Origin of the sequence: Streptomyces niveiscabiei (genome assembly GCF_001419795.1) — a bacterium.
Taxonomy (GTDB): Bacteria; Actinomycetota; Actinomycetes; order Streptomycetales; family Streptomycetaceae; genus Streptomyces; species Streptomyces niveiscabiei.
Window position 1 is genome coordinate 16,191 of the sequence record NZ_LIRL01000189.1, and the last position, 21,875, is coordinate 38,065.

Annotated in this window: 20 protein-coding genes, 1 pseudogene and 1 riboswitch; of the genes and pseudogenes, 8 read left to right on the forward strand and 13 right to left on the reverse strand. The window is 71.4% G+C overall.

The genetic code is table 11. The features are described from left to right. Position 1: 1 nt before the first annotated feature. Positions 2-84: riboswitch (ZMP/ZTP riboswitch) on the reverse strand. Between the two features lie 98 nt (positions 85-182). After that, positions 183-1,202: a hypothetical protein gene (locus AOK24_RS10595; RefSeq protein WP_338060932.1), complete on the forward strand. Its 1,020-nt coding sequence runs from the start codon at positions 183-185 to the stop codon at positions 1,200-1,202. Positions 1,203-1,205: 3 nt separating this feature from the next. Here AOK24_RS10595 and AOK24_RS10600 read toward each other — a convergent pair whose 3' ends face one another. Then, entirely contained in the window at positions 1,206-1,574 is a 369-nt protein-coding gene (locus AOK24_RS10600) for a nuclear transport factor 2 family protein (protein ID WP_055719810.1), read from the reverse strand. 163 nt (positions 1,575-1,737) lie between these two features. Here AOK24_RS10600 and AOK24_RS10605 point away from each other — a divergent pair, with 163 nt between their 5' ends. Further along, entirely contained in the window at positions 1,738-2,046 is a 309-nt protein-coding gene (locus AOK24_RS10605) for a hypothetical protein (protein ID WP_055719811.1), read from the forward strand. 194 nt (positions 2,047-2,240) lie between these two features. Here the strand turns inward: AOK24_RS10605 and AOK24_RS10610 are convergent, their stop codons facing one another. From AOK24_RS10610 to AOK24_RS10650, 9 genes are read right to left on the reverse strand one after another with little or no spacing between them, the layout of a single operon-like run. Then, entirely contained in the window at positions 2,241-3,398 is a 1,158-nt protein-coding gene (locus AOK24_RS10610; protein WP_055719829.1) for a type III PLP-dependent enzyme, read from the reverse strand. A gap of 5 nt (positions 3,399-3,403) precedes the next feature. Then, positions 3,404-5,101 carry an IucA/IucC family protein gene (locus AOK24_RS10615; protein WP_055719812.1) on the reverse strand — a complete coding sequence of 566 codons (1,698 nt, stop codon included), beginning with the start codon at positions 5,099-5,101 and terminating at the stop codon, positions 3,404-3,406. Beyond that, positions 5,101-6,273 (reverse strand): MFS transporter, encoded by a 1,173-nt coding sequence (locus AOK24_RS10620; protein WP_055719813.1) that lies wholly within the window; start codon positions 6,271-6,273, stop codon positions 5,101-5,103. Before AOK24_RS10620 ends, AOK24_RS10615 begins: the two co-directional genes overlap by 1 nt. Continuing rightward, positions 6,270-7,868 carry an IucA/IucC family protein gene (locus AOK24_RS10625; protein ID WP_240553782.1) on the reverse strand — a complete coding sequence of 533 codons (1,599 nt, stop codon included), beginning with the start codon at positions 7,866-7,868 and terminating at the stop codon, positions 6,270-6,272. Before AOK24_RS10625 ends, AOK24_RS10620 begins: the two co-directional genes overlap by 4 nt. Further along, complete coding sequence (locus tag AOK24_RS10630; protein WP_055719814.1) at positions 7,865-9,025, reverse strand: ATP-grasp domain-containing protein; 1,161 nt, start codon at positions 9,023-9,025, stop codon at positions 7,865-7,867. Before AOK24_RS10630 ends, AOK24_RS10625 begins: the two co-directional genes overlap by 4 nt. A 44-nt stretch (positions 9,026-9,069) precedes the next feature. Then, entirely contained in the window at positions 9,070-10,101 is a 1,032-nt protein-coding gene (locus AOK24_RS10635) for an ABC transporter substrate-binding protein (protein ID WP_055719815.1), read from the reverse strand. A gap of 31 nt (positions 10,102-10,132) precedes the next feature. Then, the gene (locus AOK24_RS10640; RefSeq protein WP_055719816.1) at positions 10,133-10,945 is read right to left on the reverse strand and encodes an ABC transporter ATP-binding protein; all 813 of its coding nucleotides are present in this window, start codon (positions 10,943-10,945) and stop codon (positions 10,133-10,135) included. Next, positions 10,945-11,955, reverse strand: coding sequence for a FecCD family ABC transporter permease (locus tag AOK24_RS10645; RefSeq protein WP_055719817.1), 1,011 nt, complete (start codon positions 11,953-11,955; stop codon positions 10,945-10,947). The genes AOK24_RS10640 and AOK24_RS10645 overlap by 1 nt, the downstream gene beginning before the upstream one ends. Further along, the gene (locus AOK24_RS10650; RefSeq protein WP_055719818.1) at positions 11,952-12,920 is read right to left on the reverse strand and encodes a FecCD family ABC transporter permease; all 969 of its coding nucleotides are present in this window, start codon (positions 12,918-12,920) and stop codon (positions 11,952-11,954) included. The genes AOK24_RS10645 and AOK24_RS10650 overlap by 4 nt, the downstream gene beginning before the upstream one ends. Before the next feature lie 198 nt (positions 12,921-13,118). Here AOK24_RS10650 and AOK24_RS10655 point away from each other — a divergent pair, with 198 nt between their 5' ends. Then, a complete protein-coding gene (locus AOK24_RS10655) occupies positions 13,119-13,820 on the forward strand; it encodes a (2Fe-2S)-binding protein (protein ID WP_240553783.1) in 702 nt (233 codons plus the stop codon). 146 nt (positions 13,821-13,966) lie between these two features. On the opposite strand, the gene AOK24_RS10660 is transcribed toward AOK24_RS10655, so the two are convergent. Further along, positions 13,967-15,727, reverse strand: coding sequence for an ABC transporter ATP-binding protein (locus AOK24_RS10660; protein ID WP_240553785.1), 1,761 nt, complete (start codon positions 15,725-15,727; stop codon positions 13,967-13,969). A gap of 135 nt (positions 15,728-15,862) precedes the next feature. Here AOK24_RS10660 and AOK24_RS10665 point away from each other — a divergent pair, with 135 nt between their 5' ends. The 5 genes from AOK24_RS10665 (at position 15,863) to AOK24_RS45665 (ending at position 19,753) form a co-directional block, all read left to right on the forward strand. Next, positions 15,863-16,951 (forward strand): S-(hydroxymethyl)mycothiol dehydrogenase, encoded by a 1,089-nt coding sequence (locus tag AOK24_RS10665; protein ID WP_055719821.1) that lies wholly within the window; start codon positions 15,863-15,865, stop codon positions 16,949-16,951. After that, positions 16,951-17,580: an MBL fold metallo-hydrolase gene (locus tag AOK24_RS10670; protein ID WP_055719822.1), complete on the forward strand. Its 630-nt coding sequence runs from the start codon at positions 16,951-16,953 to the stop codon at positions 17,578-17,580. The genes AOK24_RS10665 and AOK24_RS10670 overlap by 1 nt, the downstream gene beginning before the upstream one ends. 100 nt (positions 17,581-17,680) lie before the next feature. Then, entirely contained in the window at positions 17,681-18,634 is a 954-nt protein-coding gene (locus AOK24_RS10675) for an SDR family oxidoreductase (protein WP_055719823.1), read from the forward strand. Positions 18,635-18,749: 115 nt separating this feature from the next. Further along, positions 18,750-19,445, forward strand: coding sequence for a L,D-transpeptidase family protein (locus AOK24_RS10680; RefSeq protein ID WP_055719824.1), 696 nt, complete (start codon positions 18,750-18,752; stop codon positions 19,443-19,445). Positions 19,446-19,579: 134 nt separating this feature from the next. Continuing rightward, positions 19,580-19,753 (forward strand): hypothetical protein, encoded by a 174-nt coding sequence (locus tag AOK24_RS45665; RefSeq protein ID WP_193555000.1) that lies wholly within the window; start codon positions 19,580-19,582, stop codon positions 19,751-19,753. A gap of 75 nt (positions 19,754-19,828) precedes the next feature. Here AOK24_RS45665 and AOK24_RS10685 read toward each other — a convergent pair whose 3' ends face one another. Further along, positions 19,829-21,160, reverse strand: coding sequence for a S1 family peptidase (locus tag AOK24_RS10685; RefSeq protein WP_240553787.1), 1,332 nt, complete (start codon positions 21,158-21,160; stop codon positions 19,829-19,831). Positions 21,161-21,289: 129 nt separating this feature from the next. Beyond that, positions 21,290-21,875, reverse strand: a pseudogene (locus tag AOK24_RS10690) (hypothetical protein); the annotation flags it as partial.

Below are 21,875 nucleotides of genomic sequence, written 5' to 3' on the forward strand. Positions count from 1 at the left end.
GGTTCATCGCCCAGGCGCGCGGCATCGGTCGGCCGGGCCGCTCCCCGGTGGTGATCCACCTCAGCGCCAGTCACGGCCCAGGGCCAGCGTAAATCAGTTGGCCGGTGGGGCGGGGGTGGTGAGAATTTCGGGTGATGGATGTTTTTGTGTGCGGGGGGTGTGGGGGTGAACTCAGTTGTCCTGTGGAGGAAGTTGTGTTGCCGGCGCATGCGCGGCAGCGGGTGGGGCATGACTTGTTGCCTGTTCTGATGGGGCCGGGGACCTATGCCGTCGATTCGGAGCCGTTTGGGCCGCCGTGGCGGTTGTGGGATGAGGTCGGGGCTGAAGGGGCCGCCGAACGGGGGGTGTTCGCGCCGGTGGCCGGTTTTTCGGATGGGGCGGTGGGTGCGGTCGTTCTTGCGCCGGGGGATGCGCGGGGGATGGTGCTGATTCCTGAGCGGTGTGATGGTTACTGCCTGGGTCTGGATGGGCGGGATGGCCCGAATCTGGCCTGTGGGACGTGTGGTCGGGCGGTGGCGACGCGGATCGACGACTGCACGTTGTGGCAGGCGGTGCGGCTGGATCCGGCTGGGGTGCGATGTGTGCGGGGTGCTGGGCGGTCGGGGGCGGACTGGGGTGCACTCGCGTCGGAGTATGAGTGTGTTCCCCTGGTCGAGCCCTCCCGGACGTGGAACGCGGGTGGGGATGTGTTCGACGAGTACTGGAGTCCCCGTTGGGAAGCCGCGATCGGTGCGGCGCTGGTCGATCTGCTGGTGGAGACCGGGGGAGAGCCCGTCGGGTTCAGCGGTGGCGGGCTTCTCGCGTATCTTTTCGGGCCGACCCTCGCCAAGCTTCTTCCGGCAGGTCCGCCGACGCGCACCGTGGGACTCGCCGGGCCGGGCATCGACTCCGGTGCCGACATCGTCGTAGTGCCCCTGCACCCGCGTACAGGCGAGGTGTGGCGGCCTCGCCGGGCAGCCGGGATCGTGCCGCTGGATGCGCGGATGTGGCTGTATCCGGCGCTCGGGATCGTGGCGCGGTTGTCCCTGCCGATGCCGGTGAGCGGTGGGATGCCGGAGGGGGTGCGGGGGGACTACCCGGTGTCGGAGCGGCTCAGCTATGTCTTCCGCCCTGACGAGGAGGTCTTCCGCCATCGCCTCGCCCGCCATCCCACCGTCCGGGAACCGTGGCTGCGGGCTATCTACGACCGGGGGTACTGCTGAGGCTCAGCCTGACGCCTCCTCGTCCCAGGCCTGGATCATCGTCTGGCGGACGATCTTGCCGTCCCGCAGGGAGACCGCGGACTCCGCGAGGACGCGGGTGCCGTCGGCGTACTGGCAGGACTCCGTGTAGGCGAGTTCGTCGCCCTGGATGACGCAGTGTTCGAGTTTGTGGGTCATGTCGCGGCTGTAGACGTCGTCGAGCATCGCGGCGATCTCGGTGCGGCCGTGCAGGACGAGGGGGTGGCTCGGCTGGGTGTTGCGGTCGATGACGTGGATCTCCGCGTCGTCGGCGTACAGCGACAGCAGCGTCTCGGAGGTGGTCGACTGCTCGATGCCCCGGCGCAGGGTGTCGGTGTCGAAGGTGGTGCCCATGGTGACCTCCCGGGAGGGCCGCGGGCCGAGACGGGGACGGGCCGTAGGGCCCCCACCCTTACGAGCGTCCTCCGGAGCCGCGCCGCAGGCAACCGCTCAGCCTGTCGAGTGAGCGCCGGTCACCACCCGTTACCGCGCGGGTGCCGGGCGCGTTGCTGAGGGCATGATCTCGACTCGACGCATGCTCGCCGCCGCCGCTCTCGCCGCCGGTGTCGCCGGCCTCGCCGCCCCGATGGCGAACGCCGCGGACGCCGTTCCGACGGACGCCGGCAAGCTCAACCCGATCGCCCTGCTCGACGACCTCGCCGTCAGCGACATCCCCGCCGAACACCGGGACAAGATGCCGAGCGTGTCCGGCCAGGTCAGCGAGGTGAAGAAGCTCGGCGGCATCCCGAACGAGCTGGGCCAGCTGCACCAGCTCACCGACCTCGCCGCCCCGGTGACGGGCCTGCTCCCGGCCATCGAGGGCTGAACCGGCCACGGGACGAGGGCCGACCGGGAAAACCTCCGGTCGGCCCTCGCGCCATGTCCGGCCCAGGGAGTCCAGGCCGGCAAGTTCAGCCAGAGTGTCCCGCCCAGGTAGTTCAGCCCGGCAAGTTCAGCCAGGGAGTCCGGCCCAGGGGGGTCAGCCCGGCAACTCCAGCCAGAGAGTCCGGCCCAGGGAGTTCAGTCCAGGAAGTGGAACCCCGGCCGCGGATGCATCAGGAACTCATGGTGGGAGATGTTCCACGCGTACGCCCCGGCCATCGAGAACGCCACCCGGTCCCCGGCCCGCACCCCGCCCGCCGGCACACCCCGGGCCAGCAGATCCTTCGGCGTGCACAGCTGCCCGGCCAGCGTGACCAGTTCACCGGAAGCGGCGGCACGCGGCCACGGATGCGCCCACTCCTCGACCGGCAGCACCACGCACGGCTGGTCATGCCCCTTCGTGGCGGGCGTCCGCAGATGATGCGTCCCGCCACGGACGACCGCGAACTCCTCACCGTGGCTGCGCTTCACGTCGAGCACCTCGGTGACGTACCACCCGCAGTACGCGGTGAGCGCCCGCCCCGGCTCGATCCGCAACGTCAACTCCGGGTGGGCGTCGGCGATTTCCCCCAGCCCCTTGCCGTACGCCACCCAGTCGAACAGGCGTGAAGGATCGCCGTAGTCGACGGTCATCCCCCCGCCCACGTTGACCTCGGCCAGCGGAACCCCGAGCCCGGTGGCCCACTCCACGACGGCCCCGGCGACGGCGACCTGCGCCTCGGCGTCCAGCCCGCTCGCCAAGTGCGCGTGGACGCCGACGAGTTCGAGGTTCCCGTACGCTCCTGAGGCGAGCCCTCGTGCGACGGCCGCAGCCTGCGAGGGGTCCATGCCGAACGGGGTGGGCCGACCGCCCATCGCGAGCTGACTCCCTGTCAACGCCCCGTCGGGAACGGCCAAGTTGACGCGAGGCAGCACCGAAACCCGCCGCCCGCCCGCGAGCGAGGCCAGCATCGACAGCTCGTACTCGCTCTCGACGTGGAACCGCTCGACCCCGGCGTCCAGCGCGGCCCGCACCTCGTCCGGCGTCTTCCCGGGCCCGCCGAAGGCCAGGGGGCGACCGGGCACCGCCCATGCCACGTGGGCGAGTTCACCCCCGGAGGACACCTCGTACCCGTCGACGTACGCCCCCAGCGCGGCGAGGATCTCCGCCTCGGGATTGGCCTTGGCGGCGTAGTACACCTCGACCCGGGAGGGCAAAGCGGCCCGGACTGCGGCGGCATGCTCGCACAACGCGGCCAAGTCGTACACGTAGGAGGGGAGTTCACCGGCGGGAAGGCTCAGCGTGTACTCGTGCACCCGGTTCACCGGCCCACACTCCCCGCGAGGATCGACTCCGCCAGCGGCGAGGCCAGCCGTACGTACCCCGCCTCCCGGTCCGCCTTGCGCTCCCACCGTGTGAGGAGGTTCGCCTTCGCGGGCAACGGCACCCCGGCGAGGAGCGCGGCGAGCCTCGGCGGGCAGCCGTGCCGCGCTGCGTACCCCTCGATCGCGCCCCGCACCCGAGCCCACAACTCGCCCTCCAGGGACGGGTGCAGATCGGCGAGGGCGGCGAGCAGCTCGGCGACGTGGTTGACGAACAGGCAGTACACGACCCGGTCCCAGCCGCGCAGCGCGTCGTACGTCATGGGCCCCGCGACGTCGGCGGGGAGCGCGGCGAGGGTGCCGGAGTGGTGCTCGGGCAGCAGCTTCGTGCCCTCCAGGTCACGGAAGAGGACCTGCGCGGGCATCCCGGAGGCGTCGACGCAGACGAGGACGTTCTGGAGGTGGGGCTCCAGGACGAGCCCGTGGTCGAAGTACGCGGCGAGGACCGGCGGCAGCAGCAGGTCCAGGTACGCCGACCACCAGGCGAGAGCTGTCGCGGGTGCGCTGTCGGGCAGGAGCCGGGAGATCTGCGCGCCGCTCGTGGGGAACTCGTCGGCGACGGCCGCCGCGAGGAGCGCGGTGGCCCCGGGAGCCAGCCGCCGGGGCAGCCCCTCACGGACGATCACCCCGAACCCCTCCAGGAGATCCCGGTCGGGCGTACCGTCGGGACCGGGCAACGCCAGGGAACGGTAGGCGGGTTCACGCAGCACGGCCGCTCCGGGGAACCGCTCCGCGAGGTCGGCGAGCGCGGGCGCCAGCGCCCGGGTCAGCGCGACAGCACCGGTCAGCTCGTAACTGCTGTTCTTGCGCAGGCAGTTGGTGATCCGCACGTTCAGGCTGAACTTGAGGAACGTCTCCCCGTCGTACAGGGTCCGTACGGACGCCGTCGCGGCGAACTCCCGGCCCCCGGTACCCAGGTCGACCACGTCACCGCGCTCCGACGCGGCCAGCAGCAGGGGGTGTTCGCGCAGATACGCGTACTGCCAAGGGTGCACCGGCAGCAGCCGGTACCCCTCGGGCGCCTCCCGCAGCCTGTCCAGCGCCTCACCGGCCCACGCCTCCGCGCTCTCCCCGGCGATGAACTCCGGCCGCACAGCCAGGTATCGGAGCGGGAACACGGCACCGGCCTCCGGCGCGAACGCGGCCCAGTCGCGGGCGTCCCCGGTGCGCGCCTTGGGCGTCGGATGGAACCGGTGCCCGAAGAGCAGCGCCTGCTCGGAGGCGAGGTAGGGATCGTCAACACCCGTGCCGCGTACGCCGGTCAGGGCCGACTCGATCGCGTCGTGACTGGACACGACCTGCGCGAGGAACTCCTCGTTGCGCACGCCGGTCCTGAGCGACAGCTCGTCGTGGGCGAGTCGGGCGAGCCGGCGCCAGTCGATCTCCGCCCACCCGTCGCCCTGCCGCTCGGCGACGGGCCCGGCGAACCGGTGGGCGCCGAGCAGAGAGGTCCGGCGCAGGGCGACGCGCAGGAGAACGCCCCGGCGGGGCAGGCGCAGCAGCAGGTGGCCGTCGTCGACGACGCTCTGGTGCTCGGGCCCGGACACCTCGCGCAGCAGGCAGTTGAGGAGGGTGTGGGCCACGGCCCGGTCGGCCGTGGGGAGTTCGACGGGGGCGGAGGCTGTGAGGGAGTGCATCAACGGCTCCAGCGAGAGCGAGTACGTGGTGCGAGGACGAGGGTCGCGAGCGCGGCGGTGGCCGCGGCGGCGCCACCGGTGAGGACGGGGGCCGCCGGACCGTAGCGGGCGCTGCCCGCGGCGGCGGCGACACCGGCGGCGACCGCGCCGGCCTTGGAGAAGAACTCCAGCGACCCGAACATCCCGCCGGGCGCCCGGCCGCGCGCGCAGTCGGCGGCCAGGACGGAGAGACAGACGAGCCCGAGGGTGAGCCCCGCGCCGAGCACGAGCCGCGCCAGGACCAGCGAGGCCAGCGACCCCGCGACCCCGTGCCCGGCCAGCCCCAGCGCGATCAGCACGAACCCCAGCGCCAGCCCGCCCAGCGGCCGGTCGCGGAACGCCGAGTGCACCGGCAACGCCGCGACCAGATAACAGAGATGGGGCAGCGCGAACAGCACACCGGACAGCGCCGACGACGTCCCGGGCACCCGCTCGTCGACCAGGGAGATCAGATAGGGGAAGGAGATGACGGTGGAGAACACGAACGCGCACTCCAGCGTGTAGAGCACCCGCAGGGACACGACCGGTGTGTGCTCGACGGCCGACTCGGCCTGGCGCACGGCCTGTTGACCCCGCTCCGGCTCCGGCAGCAGCGCCAGCAGCACGGCCGCCGTCAGCGGCAGCACGGCCAGCAGCGCGTACTGCCGGTGCGGCGACAGCCACCCCGACAGCGAGCCGACCACGATCGGCGCCGCGACCAGCGCCGCCCGCGCGCTGCCCTGCATCAGCGTGAGCGCCCGCGACAGCGCCGGACCCTCCAGGGCCGCGCCCAGATAGCCGTTGGACGCGGCGAACGTCCCGCCCAGGATGCCCTGGAGGACGAGCGCCAGCGTGAACGTGAGCAGCGAGTCCGCCCACCCGGCGAGCAGGAACGACAGCGTCAGCCCCAACTGGGCGCGCAACAGCAGCCGTTTACGCCCGAACCGGTCGGCGAGCCGCCCCCACAAGGGCGCCCCCAACGCACCGAACACCGTCGGCACGACATACAGCACCCCGGCCCAGCGCGCCTGCTCGTCCCCCAACTCCGGGAGGATCTCGGTGAGATACGGCGGCAGCCCCAGCGCGGCGAACGACGCGACGAAGTAGCACCCCGCCACCGCGTACACCTGGGGCCGCCCGAAGCCGGCGCTCATGAGCCGTTCCCCAGCAGGTAGTTGGGCCCGTCGGTGTAGTGCTTGTTCACGTCGGCCGCCCCGGACCGCTCCTTGGACAGCAGCGTCCCGGCGGACACCATCGCCTTCACCGGCAGCCGGCTGGCCTCCAGAACCCGCTTGCGCAGCACGGCCCCCGCGTCCCCGCCCAGCCGCTCGACGGCCTCGGTGAGCCGCTCGCGGACCAGGTCCAGCAGATCGGGGTCGTCGAGGCCGAACGCGTAGGCGCCGGCGCAGAGATGGACGGTGATGGTCGTGAAGACGTCGGCGATCGGGCCGTCGTCCGTGGTGAACGTGCGGGGGTCGTCGAAGGCCGGGACCGCACCGAGCCGCTCGGTGTTGACGCGCGGCCCGTCGTTGTCCTTGAACAGCAGCCTCAGCCGCCCCGGTTCGAGCACCACCGACACGTTCTGCTGGTGCGACTCCAGGGCGACGCCGTACCCGAAGAGGGTGGTGTGCCAGTCGAACAGCAGCGTCAACAGGGCGTCGAAGAAGGCGAGTCGGTCACCCGCGAAGTACCGCTCCGCGAGATGGTCCACCACCAGCCGCCCATCCGGCGCCTCCGCCAGCAGCGCGGCGAGCGGTACGGCCGTCCCGCTCGGCTGGCGCCGGCACAGCACCGCCAGCAGTTCGTGACCGGCGTGCGCGTACGTCGTCTCGTCGGCGTGCAGCACGCTGTCCCGGAACCGGGGTTCACGCTCCAGCACCGCCTCCACGAGCCGCTGTCCCGCAGCGCCGTCCACCAGGGTGCCCGGCTTGATCGAGCGCTTGTTGCGCAGGCCCAACGTCGAGGTGGCCAGGGGGAGTTTGAGGTGCAGGGAGGGATCGTCGAGGACGGCGACGGTGCGCATGGAGAGGGTGGGGACGACGTCCAGGTACGGGACGTCGGAGAGAACGGCGCCGGTTTCCGGCGGGATCGCGTCCACGGTCAACGGGTGGACGGGGAAAGGGAGGTGAGTGTCCGTCAGTTCCGGCAGGCCCAGCGCTTCGAGGGTCGGCCAGACCTCGGGGAGCGTGCCGCTGAGGGTGACCGCCTCGCGGGGGACCGTGACCCACCTCAGGGTGAAACGGGGGTGGAACTCGGGGGCGTACAGCCGGAGTTGCTCGGGGGAGAGGCCCGCGCGTCCCCGTGCCGTCGGGTACACCGGGTGGTCGAGGCGGGCGGCGAGCGTGTCGAGGGCGAGCGTGGGCCAGTCGGCGGGATCGGCGCCGTAGCGCTCGGCGAGCGAGGCGAGGACCGGGGCCCGCGTCTCCTCGTGCAGCCGGACCGTCTCCGCCGTCTGCCGGTATTCGTCCGCGAACGCGTCGAACCCGGGCCGGTCCTCGGGGTCGGCGAGGTCGCGCAGGGCGGCCAGGACGGTGTCGTAGGAGGTCAGCCGGGCGCCGTCCCGGACGAGGAGGGGGAGGCGGGCGCGGTGGTCGCTCTGGAAGCCGTCGGTCTCGACGGGGAGCAGCAGATCGGCGCGGCGGAGCCAGAGGCCGTCGGGGTGCTCCTCCAGGGTGCCGAGGGTCCGCAGCCCTACGACGTCCTCGCGGAGGAACGCGGACAGGACCCGCAGCAACAACTCCCCGTTCACGCCTCGATCTCCCAGCGCCGTGCCGCCAGGAACTCCGCCGCGACGCGGTCCACGGTCGCCTGGTCGGTGCCGGTGGACCGGAGGACTCCCAGGTAGTCGCGGTTGGTTCGGTAGAGGGGGTGCGTCGAGCCGGTCGGCCGCAGCGGACGGTACGTCAAGTGCACGCCGTCCACGTCGAGTTCGGTCGCCTCGGGAGCGGAGACGAGCGTGCCCGCGCGGTCGGCGCAGGGGTAGTCGAGCCGTGCGGCACCGTCACGGCGGGCGCCGAGGTCGTCGGGCAGGGCAGCCCCCAAGTGCACGTTCAGGACGTGCTCGAAGAGGGGGATGCCCAGCAGGCGGGCCAGCAGCAGGTCGCACTGGTCGCCGATGGCCCGGTAGTTGACCTCGATGATCCGAGCGCGCCCCTCGTGCACGACGAACTCGGTGTGACAGATCCCGAACCCGACGCCCAGGGCGTCCAGTTGGGCCAGCACCTGCTTGACGACCGGTTCGGGGTGCGCCGGAACGAACGTCATCCGCTCCTCGATGAAGACGGGCGGCGGCGACACCTCGGTGTGGAACCCGCCGAGCACATGCAGGGTGCGCCCGTCCCCGAGGGTCTCCAGCGTGTACAGCTCGCCGGGCAGATACTCCTCGACGACCAGCACACTCCCGGGCCGCCGGGCGAAGATCTCCTCGGACCGGGCCACCAACTCTTCCGGCCCGCCCACCAGAACGACATCTTCGCTGGCGACCCCTTCACGCGGCTTGACCACACAGGGGTAAGGCGCGTCCAGGGCGACCGGCGCGGAGATCTCGGCGGACCAGACGGCATCGAGCCCACTGGCCGCCAACTGCCGCCGCATCTCCGCCTTGTCCTTGCACCGCAACGCGGCCCGCCAGTCCTTTCCGGGAAGCCCGAAGTAGGAGGCGGCGAGAGCGGCTTGGGTCTGGAGGTGATCGCTGTTGGTGAAGATCCCGTCGGGCCGGTGATGCCGGGAGATCCGGGAGACGACGTCCCGGAAGTCCCGCACATCACAGGCCAGCACCTCCAGCCCGGCGTAGGACTCGGGCTGGTCGGTCAGAACGGTCACCTCGATCCCGAGCCGGGCGGCGGCGGGAAGGAATCCGTCGGTGACGGAGTCGGTGGGGTTGAGAGCGAGGAGATACAGACGCATTGGTGGGGGGCTTCCGCTGGAAGTGGGGGGTGCGGTGAGGTTCTTTACTGCGCGGCCGGCAGCGTGACCCCCGTGGCCTTCGCCACGTCCTTCAGCATCTGCTCGGCCGCCTGGACGCCGATCCCGGACATCCACGTCTCGTCCGGGACGTTGAACACCTTGCCCGCCTTGACCGCCGGCAGGTCCTTCCAGACGGGGTTGGACGTGACCTGCTTCTCCTGGGTCTTGTCCGGGGTGTCGGCGGTCGTGACGAAGATCAGGTCCGCGTCGGCCTGGTCGATCTGCTCGGGGCTGACGTCCTTCATCGTCACCGTGGGGTCGGTGGACGTCTGGGAGGCGGGCCGCCGGAGGCCGATGTCGTTGAGCACGATCCCGCTGTAGGAGTTGGTCTGGTAGAGCCGGGTGGGACCGGCGATGAACCGCACGACGGAAGCGACGGGCATCTTCCCGCCGTCCTTCTTCTTGATCTCGGCGCCCAGCGCGGCGGCCTGCGTCTCGTACTTCTTCAGCGCGGCGGCGGCCTCGGACTCCAGGCCCAGCGCCTGCGCGTGCACGGCGAGGTTCTGCTTCCACACCCCACCGGTCGTCTCCGTGAAGACGGTCGGCGCGATGGCGCTCAACTTGTCGTAGATCTTCTCGTGCCGGACCTTGGACGACAGGATGAGGTCGGGCTTGAGCGAGGCGATCTTCTCCAGGTTGGGTTCGAGCAGCGGCCCGACGTCCTGGGTCCCGCCCAACTCGCCCTTGAGGTACGTCGGGAACCCGCCCTCGGTCTTGAAGTGGGGCGCCACGGCGCCGACGGGGTCGAGGCCGAGGAGGGTCACGTCGTCCAGTTCGCCCGTGTCGAGCACGACGACTCTCTTGGGCTTGGCCGGGATCTTGACGTCGCCCATGGCGGTCTTGACGGTCCGGGGGAACCCGGCGGAGTCGCCGGCGGCCGACGCGTCGGCCTTGGGGGAATCGTTTCCGCTGTCACTGCTGCCGCAGCCGGTCAGCACGACGGCGCCGAGGGCGACGGCGACCGGAACGGCCTTGAGACGGCCGATTCCGCGCAGGGAGGAACGCATGGTGAACATGAGGGTGAACTTTCTTGTGGGTGAGACGGGTTCAGTCGCGCGAGGCGGCCGTGTGCCGCGCCGCGCTGCTTTTGGGGACGACCAGCGGCGTGCCGGTCTCCGGATCGGGGACGATCCGGCAGTCGACGTCGAACACGGACCGCACGAGCTCCGCGTCGAGCACCTCGGAGGGCGCCCCGGCGGCGGCGAGCCGGCCGTCCTTGAGGACGACCATGTGGTCGGCGTACCGCGCGGCCTGTCCGAGGTCGTGCAGGACCATGACGACGGTCCGCCCGGCGTCCGCGTGCAGGGCGGAGACCAGGTCGAGGACGTCGAGCTGATGGCGCAGGTCGAGGAAGGTCGTCGGCTCGTCCAGCAGGAGCAGCTCCGTGTCCTGGGCCAACGCGAGGGCGATCCAGGCGCGTTGGCGCTGGCCGCCGGAGAGCCGGTCGACGGGCTGGTCGCGCAGCGGCGTCGTGCCGGTGCGCTCCAGAGCCTCGTCCACGGCCTTCTGGTCGGCGGCCGACCAGGGGCTCAGCAGCCGCTGGTGCGGGTAGCGGCCGAGCCGGACGAGCGCCTCGACGGTGATCGCCTCAGGTGTCACCGGCTGCTGCGGCAGCAGGCCCAGCCGGCGGGCCAGGCTCCGCGCGTCCATGCGGTGGATGTCGGACCCGTCGAGCGTGACGGTCCCGGCGGCCGGCGCGAGGAGCCGGCTCAGACCCCTCAACAGGGTTGATTTCCCGCAGGCGTTGGGCCCGACGATCGCCGTGACCGCCCCGCCGGGGATCGTCAGGTCGAGGCCGTCGACGATCGTCCGGTCGCCGTAGCGCAGTGCGAGGCCCTCGGTGGTGAGCTGGTTGGTCATCAGGAGTTCCTCTTCACGTTCAGGGGCGAGGACTGGCGGAGCATGAGCACCAGCAGCCAGGGCGCCCCCAGGGTCGCGGTGACCGCGCCGACGGGCAGCCCCTCGACCGGCAGGAGGTGCTGGACGACGAGGTCGGAACCGAGCAGCAGGACGGCGCCGGTGAGCGCGGCGAGCGCGAGCGTCACGGCCGTAGGGGGTCCCGTGAGGAAGCGCACGATGTGCGGGACGGCGAGCGCGACGAAGGTCACGGGCCCGGCGAGCGCGGCGGCCAGCGACGCCAGCACGACGGCGAGGAGCAGGAGTTGGAGGCGGGCGCGGGAGGTGTTGAGGCCGAGCGCGCCCGCCGAGTCGTCCCCGAGGTCGAGGACCGCGAGCCGCCGGTTCATCACCAGCGCGACGGCGAGGGCGAGCACCATCGCCGTCGTACCGCCCCACACCTCGGTCCACGTCCGCCCGTACACCGAGCCCGTCGTCCACTGGAGCGCCGAGCCGGCCAGCTCGGCCGGGAAGCGGACGATCATCAGGTTGACGGCCGCCGCGAGCGCCGCCTGCACGGCGAGGCCGGTGAGGACCAGGCGGGTGACCGAGACGCCGGATCCCCAGCTGAAGACGCCCAGCAGGAGCGCGGCGACGAGGCCGCCGCCGAGCGCGCCCAGCGGGATCAGGGTCTGCGTGGCACCGGCCGCGAGGAGCGACACCGCGCCGAGGGACGCGCCACCCGTGACGCCCATGACGTCCGGGGAGGCGAGCGGGTTGCGGAAGAGGCGTTGCAGGACGCACCCGGCCGCGCCGAGCCCGGCACCCGCGACGATCGCCGCGAACGCGCGGGGCGCCCGGAACTCCTGGACGACCAGGACGTCCCCGGCGTCCCCGAGCCCGACCAGCGCGCGCAGCGCCGTACCGGCCGGGATGGTCATCGTGCCGGTGGTCAGGGAGACGGTCAGCAGGACGAGGAGGGTGGCGAGGCCGGTGCCCGCGAGGAGCAGGACGCGTCGGCGGTAGGCGCTCATCGGGCCACCTTCCGGGCGAGGAAGGCCAGCAGCGGGGCGCCCAGGAAGGCCGTCACGATGCCGACTTCGAGCTCCGAGGGGCGGATCACCAGGCGGCCCAGGACGTCGGCGGAGAGCAGCAGGACCGGGCCCGCGATGAGGCAGCCGGGAACCAGGAGCCGGTGGTCGCCGCCGAGGAAGGGGCGTACGAGGTGGGGCGCGGCAAGGCCGATGAACGCGAGCGGGCCCGCCACGGCGACCGAGGACCCCGCCAGCAGCACGACCGCGATACCGCCCGCGAGCCGTACCTTCCCGACCGGGACGCCGAGCGCCGCCGCCGCGTCGTCGCCCAGCGCGAGGGTGTTGAGCGCGGGGGAGACGGCGAGGGCGACGACCAGACCGAGGACCAGCGTCGGCAGCACCTGCCACAGCGCGGACAGCGGGCGCTCCGCGAGCGACCCGGCCAGCCAGAAGCGGGCCTCGTCCAGCGTGCGCTGATTGAGCAGCATGACCGCCGACGTCCAGGAGATCAGCACCAGTTGGAGGACCGTGCCGCCGAGTGCCAGGCGTACGGGGTCGATGTCGCCCGAGCGGCGGGCCAGGGCCTGCGCGAAGAGGGCGGCTGCCGCCGCGCCGGCGAACGCGAACCAGACGTACTGCACCGGGTCGTCGAGCCCGAGCGTGTAGATCGCGACCACGACCGCGAACCCGGCGCCCGCGTTGATGCCGAGGGTCGTCGGCGAGGCGAGCGGGTTGCGGGTGACGCCCTGCGCGACCGCGCCGGCGACGCCGAGCGCGGCGCCGACGAAGAGGCCGATCACCGTGCGCGGCAGGCGCAGGCCCGTCACGACCAGGGCGTCACGGCCGTGCGCGTCGCGCAGCAGCGCGTCCGCCACCGTCGACAGGGGGACGGAGCGGGCGCCGAGCGCGAGGCTCAGCGCGGTGCACAGCACCAACGCGGCGGTTCCCAGCAGGAACAGGGACATGTGCCGAAAGGCACGGGAGGACACACCTGGAGGTGGTGTGTCCCGATGAGTCGCAGTCACGAGCGGTGAGCTTAGGTTAGGCTTCCTTTAGTTTTCAACCGCTGTGGAATCACTGTGATCTTTCTTGCGATCTTCACACCCTACGTCACGGTTGGGAACACCCCCGAGCTGGAAACCTTGTCCCGTGTGGAGCCCCGCATGCCCGTCACCGACGCCCTGCACCGCGTCACCGCCCTGTGCGACGTCCTCGACGTCCGGGTGACGGCCGAGGAACCCCTCGGCACCGACCTCCTCACCGACACCGCCGCCTTCGTCGACGCCGAGGCCGCCCGCATCCGCGAGCGCTACGACGTCACCGTCCCCCGCCACGTCGCCGCCTCCCGCGCCCTCCACGACTACACCTGGTCGGCAGCGCTGCTGATGAGCGGACCGTGGTTCCTGGAACGCCGTGTGCCGCTCATCCGGCCCCAGGACATCCGCGCCGACCTCGCCACGGCGTCCTACCGGGTACGGCCGACCGGCGCCCTCGCCGATAACCTCCTCGACGCCCTCACTGCCCACATGGAACCGGTCCTGGACGCGTTCGCCCCCCTGACCCGGCGCGGATCACGGGCCCTGTGGGGCATGGTCGGCGACGACCTCGTCTCCGGACTCTGGTACCTGGGCCGGGTGCTGGACCGCGAGGACGACGGCATACGCGCCGCCGGCGAGATCCTCCCCGGCCCCACCGGCCGCTTCCCCGCCGGTGCCGGATTCCGCAACCTGACGGCCCCCGACGGCAGTTGCCACCCGACCCGCACCCGCGCCGGCTGCTGCATGTTCTACGCGGTACGCCCGGCCGAGGCCTGCGGCACCTGCCCGCGCACCTCCGACGCGGAACGGCTGCGCAGGCTGGGCTGAAAACGCGGAGTGAGGTGGGGAGTTGGGCCGTCAGGCGGCTGCGGGTCCGCTGTGGCTGGTCGTGCCCACGCGGCGGAGCCGCATATCTGCACAGCCCCGCGCCCCTAGGGCACTGCCGAACCGCCAGTATCTGCATCATCGGCGATTTACTTCACCGTATGCTCCGGTGAATCCCCCGCCGCCAGGAATTGTGTCGCCGCCAACTCCGCGTACAGCAGGTCCCCGCCCACCAGTTCACGGTGCGTGCCCACCGCGCGCACCTTCCCCGCGTCCATCACGACGATCCGGTCCGCCATCGTCACCGTCGACAGCCGGTGCGCCACGACCAGGACCGTCGTCGAGCGCGCCACGTCCGCGACCGTGTCCCGCAGCGCCGCCTCGTTCACCGCGTCCAGCTGGGACGTCGCCTCGTCCAGCATCAGGAGGCGAGGGCGCCGCAGCAACGCCCGTGCGATCGCCACCCGTTGACGCTCGCCGCCCGACAATTTCGTCCCCCGGTGCCCCACCAACGTCTCCAGGCCCTGGGGGAGTCGCTCGACCAGGCCGTCCAACCGCGTTGTCTTCAGGACGCGTTGGACGGCGGCCTCGTCCGCGTCCGGGTTGCCGAGCAGGAGGTTGTCCAGCAGGGAGCCCGACAGGACCGGCGCGTCCTGCTCCACGTACCCGATGGCGGACCGGAGTTCGGACAGGTCCCAGTCGCCGAGCGGGCGGCCGTCGACCGCGACGGTGCCCTCCTCGGGGTCGTAGAACCGCTCGATCAGCGAGAACACCGTCGTCTTGCCCGCGCCCGACGGCCCCACGAACGCCGTCATGCCCCGGGGCGGTACGGAGAACGTCACCCCGTGGTGGACGAACGGCAGGTCGTCGGCGTACCGGAAGCGGACGTCCGTGAAGGCGACCGAGGCCGGTTCGGCGTCGGACGCCGGGAGCGGGGCCGGGTGGGTGGACGGCTCGGCGGGCAGGGCCAGCGCCTCCTGGATGCGGGTCAGCGCCGCCGAGCCCGTCTGGTACTGGGCGACCGCGCCCACCAACTCCTGGATCGGCGACATCAGATAGAACACGTACAGCAGGAACGCCACCAGCGTGGCGATCCCGATCGCCCCCGTCGCCACCCGCGCCCCGCCCACCGCGAGGACCGTGATGAACGCGACCTGGATCGCGAGCCCCGCCGTGTTCCCGGCCGCCGCCGACCACATCGCCGCCCGTACGCTCTGCCGCCACGACTCCTCGGCCGCCGCGTGCAGCGCCTTCTCCTCACGGTGCTCGGCGCCGGACGCCTTCACCGTCCGCAGCGCGCCCAGGACCCGTTCCAGCGAGGCGCCCATCACCCCGACCGCGTCCTGCGCCCTGCGGCTCGCGCGGTTGATGCGCGGCACGATCAGTCCGATCACCAGCGCCGTGCACACCACGACGCCCAGTGTCACCGCCAGCAGCACCAGGTCGACGTACCCCATCAGCACGACGGTCGCCACCAGCGTCAGCCCGCCCGTCCCGAGCCCGACCAGCGAGTCCGTCGTCACCTCCCGCAGCAGGGTCGTGTCGGAGGTGATCCGGGCCATCAGGTCACCCGGCTCGGTGCGGTCGACCGCCGTGATGCGCAGCCGCAGCAGGTACGACGACAGGGCCTTGCGGGCGCCGAGGACGACCGACTCGGCGGTGCGGCGCAGTACGAACGAACCCAGGCCGCCCAGCACGGCGTTGAGGACCACCAGGCCCGTCATCAGAGCCAACGCCCCGGTGATCGCCCGGTCGTTGGACAGGTCGGCTATCAACTCCCGTGCGACCAAGGGGAGAAGCAGCCCCGCGGCGCCGGTCAGCAGGGAGAGGACCGCTCCGCCGAGCAGGGCCCGGCGGTGCGGGCGGATGTACCCGAGGAGTAAGCGCCAGGGGGGAGTGGTCTGCTGCACGGGTCTCCTCGGCTCGCATCGATTCGCATTGGTTCGCGTGGGAAGCATCACCAGGCTACGACCGGCCGGATGTGACACCCGGTGTGATCACTTCCGCGTAGGGTCGGAGGCGGGACGTAAAGAAAGGGTCAGCACATGGCACAGGAAGTACGTGGAGTCATCGCACCAGGGAAGGACGAACCCGTACGGGTCGAGACGATCGTCGTCCCGGACCCCGGTCCCGGCGAGGCCGTCGTCCGGATCCAGGCCTGCGGGGTGTGTCACACCGACCTGCACTACAAGCAGGGCGGCATCAACGACGAGTTCCCCTTCCTCCTCGGGCACGAGGCGGCCGGTGTCGTCGAGTCCGTCGGCGAGGGGGTGACCGACGTCGCCCCCGGTGACTTCGTGATCCTCAACTGGCGTGCCGTGTGCGGGAATTGCCGGGCCTGTCTGCGCGGGCGCCCGCAGTACTGCTTCAACACGCACAACGCCGGGCAGAAGATGACCCTCGCCTCGACGGGGCAGGAGCTGTCCCCGGCGCTCGGGATCGGCGCGTTCGCGGAGAAGACCCTCGTCGCCGCCGGGCAGTGCACCAAGGTCGACCCCTCCGTGTCCCCGGCCGTCGCCGGGCTCCTCGGGTGTGGCGTGATGGCCGGGATCGGCGCCGCCATCAACACCGGGAACGTCGGGCGCGGTGACAGCGTCGCCGTCATCGGCTGCGGCGGCGTCGGGGACGCGGCCGTCGCGGGGGCGAACCTCGCCGGTGCCGGGCGGATCATCGCCGTCGACATCGACGAGCGCAAGCTCGCCAAGGCGCGCGAGCTGGGGGCGACGCACACCGTCAACTCCCGCGAGACCGACGCCGTCGAGGCGATCCGGGAGCTGACCGGCGGGTTCGGCGCGGACGTCGTGATCGACGCCGTGGGCCGCCCGGAGACGTACGAACAAGCCTTCTACGCGCGGGACTTGGCCGGGACCGTCGTCCTCGTCGGTGTCCCCACGCCCGAGATGAAGCTCGAACTCCCGCTGCTGGACGTCTTCGGGCGCGGCGGCTCGCTCAAGTCGTCCTGGTACGGGGACTGTCTGCCCTCGCGGGACTTCCCGATGCTGATCGACCTGCACCTCCAAGGGCGGCTGCCGCTCGACGCGTTCGTCACCGAGACCATCCAACTCGACGAGGTGGAGAAGGCGTTCGACCGGATGCACCAGGGCGACGTGCTGCGTTCGGTGGTGGTCCTCTGATGGCCGCGCGCATCGAACGGCTCGTCACGTCCGGCCAGTTCACCCTCGACGGGGGGACCTGGGACGTCGACAACAACGTCTGGATCGTCGGCGACGACCACGAGGTCGTCGTCATCGACGCCGCGCACGACGCGCAGGCCATCGCCGACGCGATCGGCGACCGGCGGCTGACGGCGATCATCTGCACCCACGGCCACAACGACCACGTCAACGCGGCCCCCGCGCTCGCCGAGCTGACCGGCGCGCGGATCTGGCTGCACCCCGATGACCTCCCGCTGTGGAAGCTCGCGCATCCCGACCGGGACCCCGACGAGCACCTCGCCGACGGGCAGGTCATCGAGACGGCCGGCGCCGACCTGCGGGTCATCCACACGCCGGGGCACGCGCCCGGCGCGGTGTGCCTGTACGACCCCGCGCTCGGTGCCGTCTTCACCGGCGACACGCTGTTCGCGGGCGGGCCCGGGGCGACGGGACGCTCCTACAGCCACTTCCCGACGATCATCGACTCGATCCGGGACCGGTTGCTCGAACTCCCCGCTGAGACACGGGTGTTGACCGGGCACGGGGACGAGACCACGATCGGGGCGGAGGCACCGCACCTGGAGGAGTGGATCGCGCGCGGTCACTGAGATCGTGCGAGGTCGCTGAGATCTGCAAGGTCACTGAGATCTGCAAGGTCGCTTGAATAGGCGACAGAAGGTGTCCGGATTCTCGGGAATCCTCGTCCACATGAGTCAGAACGAGAACCCGGACACCCCTCAGCACAGCGATGACAAGCCCCTGCACGGCAAGGTCGCCCTCGTCGCCGGCGCCACCCGCGGAGCCGGGCGCGGGATCGCCGTAGAACTCGGCGCCGCCGGAGCCACCGTGTACGTCACCGGCCGCAGCACCCGCGCCCAGCGCTCCGAGTACGACCGCCCCGAGACCATCGAGGACACCGCCGACCTCGTCACCGAAGCGGGCGGCCAGGGGATCGCTGTACCCACCGACCACCTGGAATCCGACCAGGTCAAAGCGCTCGTCGAGCGCATCGACGCCGAGCAGGGCCGCCTCGACGTCCTGGTCAACGACATCTGGGGCGCCGAGAACATCGTCGAGTGGGACACCCCGGTCTGGGAGCACGACCTGGAGAAGGGGCTGCGGCTGCTGAGGCTGGCGATCGACACGCACGCCATCACCTCCCACCACGCCCTCCCGCTCCTGCTGCGCCGCCCCGGTGGCCTGGTCGTAGAAATGACGGACGGCACCGCCGAGTACAACCGCGAGAACTACCGCCTCAACTACTTCTACGACCTCGCCAAGTCGGCCGTCCTGCGCATGGGGTACGCCCTCGGCCACGAACTCGCCCCGCACGGTGCGACAGCCCTGGTCCTCACCCCCGGCTGGATGCGCTCCGAGATCATGCTGGAGCACTACGGCGTCCGCGAGGACAACTGGCGCGACGCCCTGGAGAAGGTCCCCCACTTCGCGATCTCCGAGACCCCCCGCTACGTCGGCCGCGCCGTCGCCGCCCTCGCCGCCGACCCCGACGTCTCCCGCTTCAACGGCCACTCCCTCTCCGGCGGCGCCCTCGCCCAGCAGTACGGCTTCACCGACCTCGACGGCAGCCGCCCCGACGCATGGCGCTACCTGGTGGAAGTCCAGGACGCGGGGAAACCGGCGGACGTGTCCGGGTATCGGTGATCCCGTAGCCGACTGAGGGAAAGTTCACTGTTCTGTCACAGGGCCATGTGGGGTACAACCGACGTGTCCGAGCACGGGTCTAGACAGGCGAGGAACTTCCCGAGGGAGGCAGGGCATGGGGGACATACGCAGACGAGTGGCGGTCGTGGCCGGGGTGACGGGGCTTGTGGCGCCGCTCACGATCGCGCTCGGGGCCGGGACGGCTCAGGCGGCGAGTTGTACGACGTCGGCCGGGCCGTACCAGAAGCAGGTGGAGAAGTTTCTGGGGCGGCCGGTCGACGGGAAGCAGTCCAGTGCGGACTGCAAGGCGATCCGGGCGTTCCAGAACACGCACGGGATCACGCCGAACATCGGGTACGCGGGTCCGGTGACGTGGGGCGTGATGGATCTCATGAACAAGCAGAGGGCCGTGGGGAGCAACCCCAACAGGGACGGCAAGTGCCCGACGAACAAGGGCCGGATCGCCTGTGTGAACCTGACGCTCCAGCTCAGCTGGATCCAGGACGGCAAGAAGCTGGTGTACGGGCCGGTGCCGGTGCGCAGCGGGCGGGACGGGTTCGAGACGCGTACGGGGCTGAAGAAGGTCTACTGGCGGCACATCGACCACGTGTCGTCGATCTACCACGTGCCCATGCCGTACAGCCAGTTCTTCGACGGCGGCCAGGCGTTCCACTCCGTGGGGATCAGCGTGTGGAACCCGCCGGGGTCGCACGGGTGCGTCAACATGACGACCACGGCGGCGAAGAAGTACTGGTCACTGCTGCGCAACGGGGACGACGTCTTCGTCTACGGCCGTAAGCCGGGCACCTGAGAGGGCTGCCCTTTCCGGCCGGATCGCCTTTTTGTTCCGGGCAGTTGACGTGATCAGTAACACGGTCCGATATGCCCGGAATGAAACCTATTAACTCACGCGGTCTTCACCCCCGGCGCCGTAAGATTCACACCATGTCCATCACTGTTGAACCCCTTACCGAGCGATCGGCCGCGGAGGTCAACGAGGAGATCAGGGCCCTGTGGCTCCGGTCGGGCGGGATTCTGCGCGGGGACCAGCGCGAGGAGTATCAGCGGCTGGTGACGGAGTGGGCCGCGGTCTCGCACCGCCCGGACCGCGTGGCCTGAACTCCCCGGCCTCCCTTGCTTCTTGTACTTCTGGGGCACCTACCGACGCGGTAGGTGCCCTTCTGCGTGGCCCGCTCAGCTCCAGTTCGCCGCGTAGTACCGCTGGTACTCCTTGCGGTCCCGCTCCTCGCGCAGGTACCGCGTGAAGAACAGCACCCCCATGCTCGCCGCGATGATCAGCAGCCCCGGCCCGATGGCCAGGGGGTTCGTCAGCTTCGAGGCCAGGGACGTGCTGTCGACCGGGGCCGTCGAACCCGGTGCCGCCTTGCCGGGCGCGATCGCCGCCTGCGTGGGGGAGGGGCTCGGCGCCGCGCCGCCCTGCTGGGCGCCGTCCGCCCGCGCGGCCACGATCAGCTTCAGCTTCGTCGCCGCGAGCGCCGTCGTCACCGGCTGGAAGAACGTCGTACCCCCCGCCGTGCAGTCACCGCTGCCGCCCGAGGTGACGCCGAGCGCGATGCCCTCCGAGAACATCGGGCCGCCGCTGTCGCCGGGCTCCGCGCACACGTTCGTCTCGATGAGGCCGGTGACGGTGCCCTCCGGGTAGTTGACGGTCGAGTTCAACGCCGTGACCTGGCCGTCGCGCAGCCCCGTCGTGCTGCCGCTGCGGAACACGCGCTGGCCCACGGCCGGGTCGCCGAAGCCGGTGATCTTGACGCCGTTCCCGTTGCCGATCGCGACGATGTCCGCGCCCTCGCCGGCCCTGCCGTTCGCGTACTGGATCACCGAGTAGTCGCCGCCCGGGAACGAGGAGTCGACGGTCCGGCCGACCTCCTGCGACGCCTGGTCGTTCCCGAACCAGATCGAACCGTTCGGCCCGCAGTGCCCGGCGGTCAGGATGAAGTCCTGCTGCCCGTTGGTGACGTTGAACCCGGCCGAACACCGGCCGCTCGTCGAGAGGATGGGGAGCGCGCCGTTGATCCGGGTCGTGAACCTGCCCTTCGTGCGCTCCATCTCCACGAAGCTGCCGATGCCGGACGCGACCTTCGTCAGCCGGGACCAGTCGTCCGCCGAGACGCTGCTGTCGGCCTGGACGACCACCTTGTTCGTCCGGTAGTCCACCGACCACGCCGTGCCCGCGACCCGCGGCGCGTCCTTCAACGTCGTGGTGGCCGCCTTGAGTTCGTTCATGCTGTGGCCGACCATCTTCGGCTCGGCCCCGGCCTTGCGGACCTCCGCCGCCGCGCTGTCGTCGGTGACCGCGACGACCGGCCTGCCGTCCGCGCCGATCCAACTGCCCGCCGTGCGCGCGGTGCCGAGCCTCTTCGTCAGCTCGGCCCCGGTCTGGCCGGCCGTGTCCGCCGAACTCTTCACCAGCGCCGACGCGTTCGGCGTCTCGCCCGCCATCGCCGCCTGCGCGACCATGACGCCTCCCAGGAGGACTCCGCCGACGGCCGCCAGCCGTGTCACTCGCCGGACGGTGCGTCGTCGTACGTGCCTCATACCTGGCTCCCGAACCCGAACACGCGACGCCGGGCGCCGCGGGGCGCCGTGGTCGTGGAGCGCCCACTGTTCATACGAACGCGGCCGTACGGGTGTTCACCTCAACTGACCGGGTTCTTCGGCGGGTTGCCGGTGCGGTACGGCAGGCCGCCGCTCGCGCAGATAGGGCCGCAGCAACGCGCCGAGCACCGGGTCCCCGGCTCCGCTCGCCTCGTCCCCGGCGATCTTCCGGGCGATGCCGGCGAGGAAGTCGGCGAGCTGGACGCGGGGGTCGGAGCGGGCCTGGACGAGGCGCATGCCGGCCAGCGTGACGCCTCGCTCCTCGGCGCGGCGCCGGATCCACTCGATGCGGGCCGGGGTGAGGAGGGTCTGACGGTCGTGGACGAGGCGGACGGGGGCACCGGCGGCGGACCAGTGGGCGGCGGTGTCGACGACGGTGGGGAAGAGGGGGTCGAGGACGGGAATGAGGGCGGGTATCGAGGCGCGGTAGGCGAGGGCCCTGTCCTGCTGCCCGGCGAGCGTGTCGAGAACGTCCCTCGCCTCAGCCCCCTCGGCGACACTCCGCAGTGCACGCAGGCTGCCGAGGAATTCCCGGACGAGTTCCCCGCTGTCGACGTCGGCCCGCACCCGCAGCAGCCGGTTCCCGCGCGCCAGGAAATCCCCCCAGGCCCTCCCCACGAAC

What these genes read in the sequence shown, in the direction of transcription:
- AOK24_RS10650 (WP_055719818.1), bottom strand. Translation starts at nt 12,920, where the DNA reads ATGTCCCTGTTCCTGCTGGGAACCGCCGCGTTGGTGCTGTGCACCGCG.
- AOK24_RS10640 (WP_055719816.1), bottom strand. Translation starts at nt 10,945, where the DNA reads ATGACCAACCAGCTCACCACCGAGGGCCTCGCACTGCGCTACGGCGAC.
- AOK24_RS10670 (WP_055719822.1), top strand. Translation starts at nt 16,951, where the DNA reads ATGGCCGCGCGCATCGAACGGCTCGTCACGTCCGGCCAGTTCACCCTC.
- AOK24_RS10605 (WP_055719811.1), top strand. Translation starts at nt 1,738, where the DNA reads ATGATCTCGACTCGACGCATGCTCGCCGCCGCCGCTCTCGCCGCCGGT.
- AOK24_RS10665 (WP_055719821.1), top strand. Translation starts at nt 15,863, where the DNA reads ATGGCACAGGAAGTACGTGGAGTCATCGCACCAGGGAAGGACGAACCC.
- AOK24_RS10630 (WP_055719814.1), bottom strand. Translation starts at nt 9,025, where the DNA reads ATGCGTCTGTATCTCCTCGCTCTCAACCCCACCGACTCCGTCACCGAC.
- AOK24_RS10620 (WP_055719813.1), bottom strand. Translation starts at nt 6,273, where the DNA reads ATGAGCGCCGGCTTCGGGCGGCCCCAGGTGTACGCGGTGGCGGGGTGC.
- AOK24_RS10615 (WP_055719812.1), bottom strand. Translation starts at nt 5,101, where the DNA reads ATGCACTCCCTCACAGCCTCCGCCCCCGTCGAACTCCCCACGGCCGAC.
- AOK24_RS45665 (WP_193555000.1), top strand. Translation starts at nt 19,580, where the DNA reads ATGTCCATCACTGTTGAACCCCTTACCGAGCGATCGGCCGCGGAGGTC.
- AOK24_RS10600 (WP_055719810.1), bottom strand. Translation starts at nt 1,574, where the DNA reads ATGGGCACCACCTTCGACACCGACACCCTGCGCCGGGGCATCGAGCAG.
- AOK24_RS10645 (WP_055719817.1), bottom strand. Translation starts at nt 11,955, where the DNA reads ATGAGCGCCTACCGCCGACGCGTCCTGCTCCTCGCGGGCACCGGCCTC.
- AOK24_RS10675 (WP_055719823.1), top strand. Translation starts at nt 17,681, where the DNA reads ATGAGTCAGAACGAGAACCCGGACACCCCTCAGCACAGCGATGACAAG.
- AOK24_RS10655 (WP_240553783.1), top strand. Translation starts at nt 13,119, where the DNA reads ATGCCCGTCACCGACGCCCTGCACCGCGTCACCGCCCTGTGCGACGTC.
- AOK24_RS10635 (WP_055719815.1), bottom strand. Translation starts at nt 10,101, where the DNA reads ATGTTCACCATGCGTTCCTCCCTGCGCGGAATCGGCCGTCTCAAGGCC.
- AOK24_RS10680 (WP_055719824.1), top strand. Translation starts at nt 18,750, where the DNA reads ATGGGGGACATACGCAGACGAGTGGCGGTCGTGGCCGGGGTGACGGGG.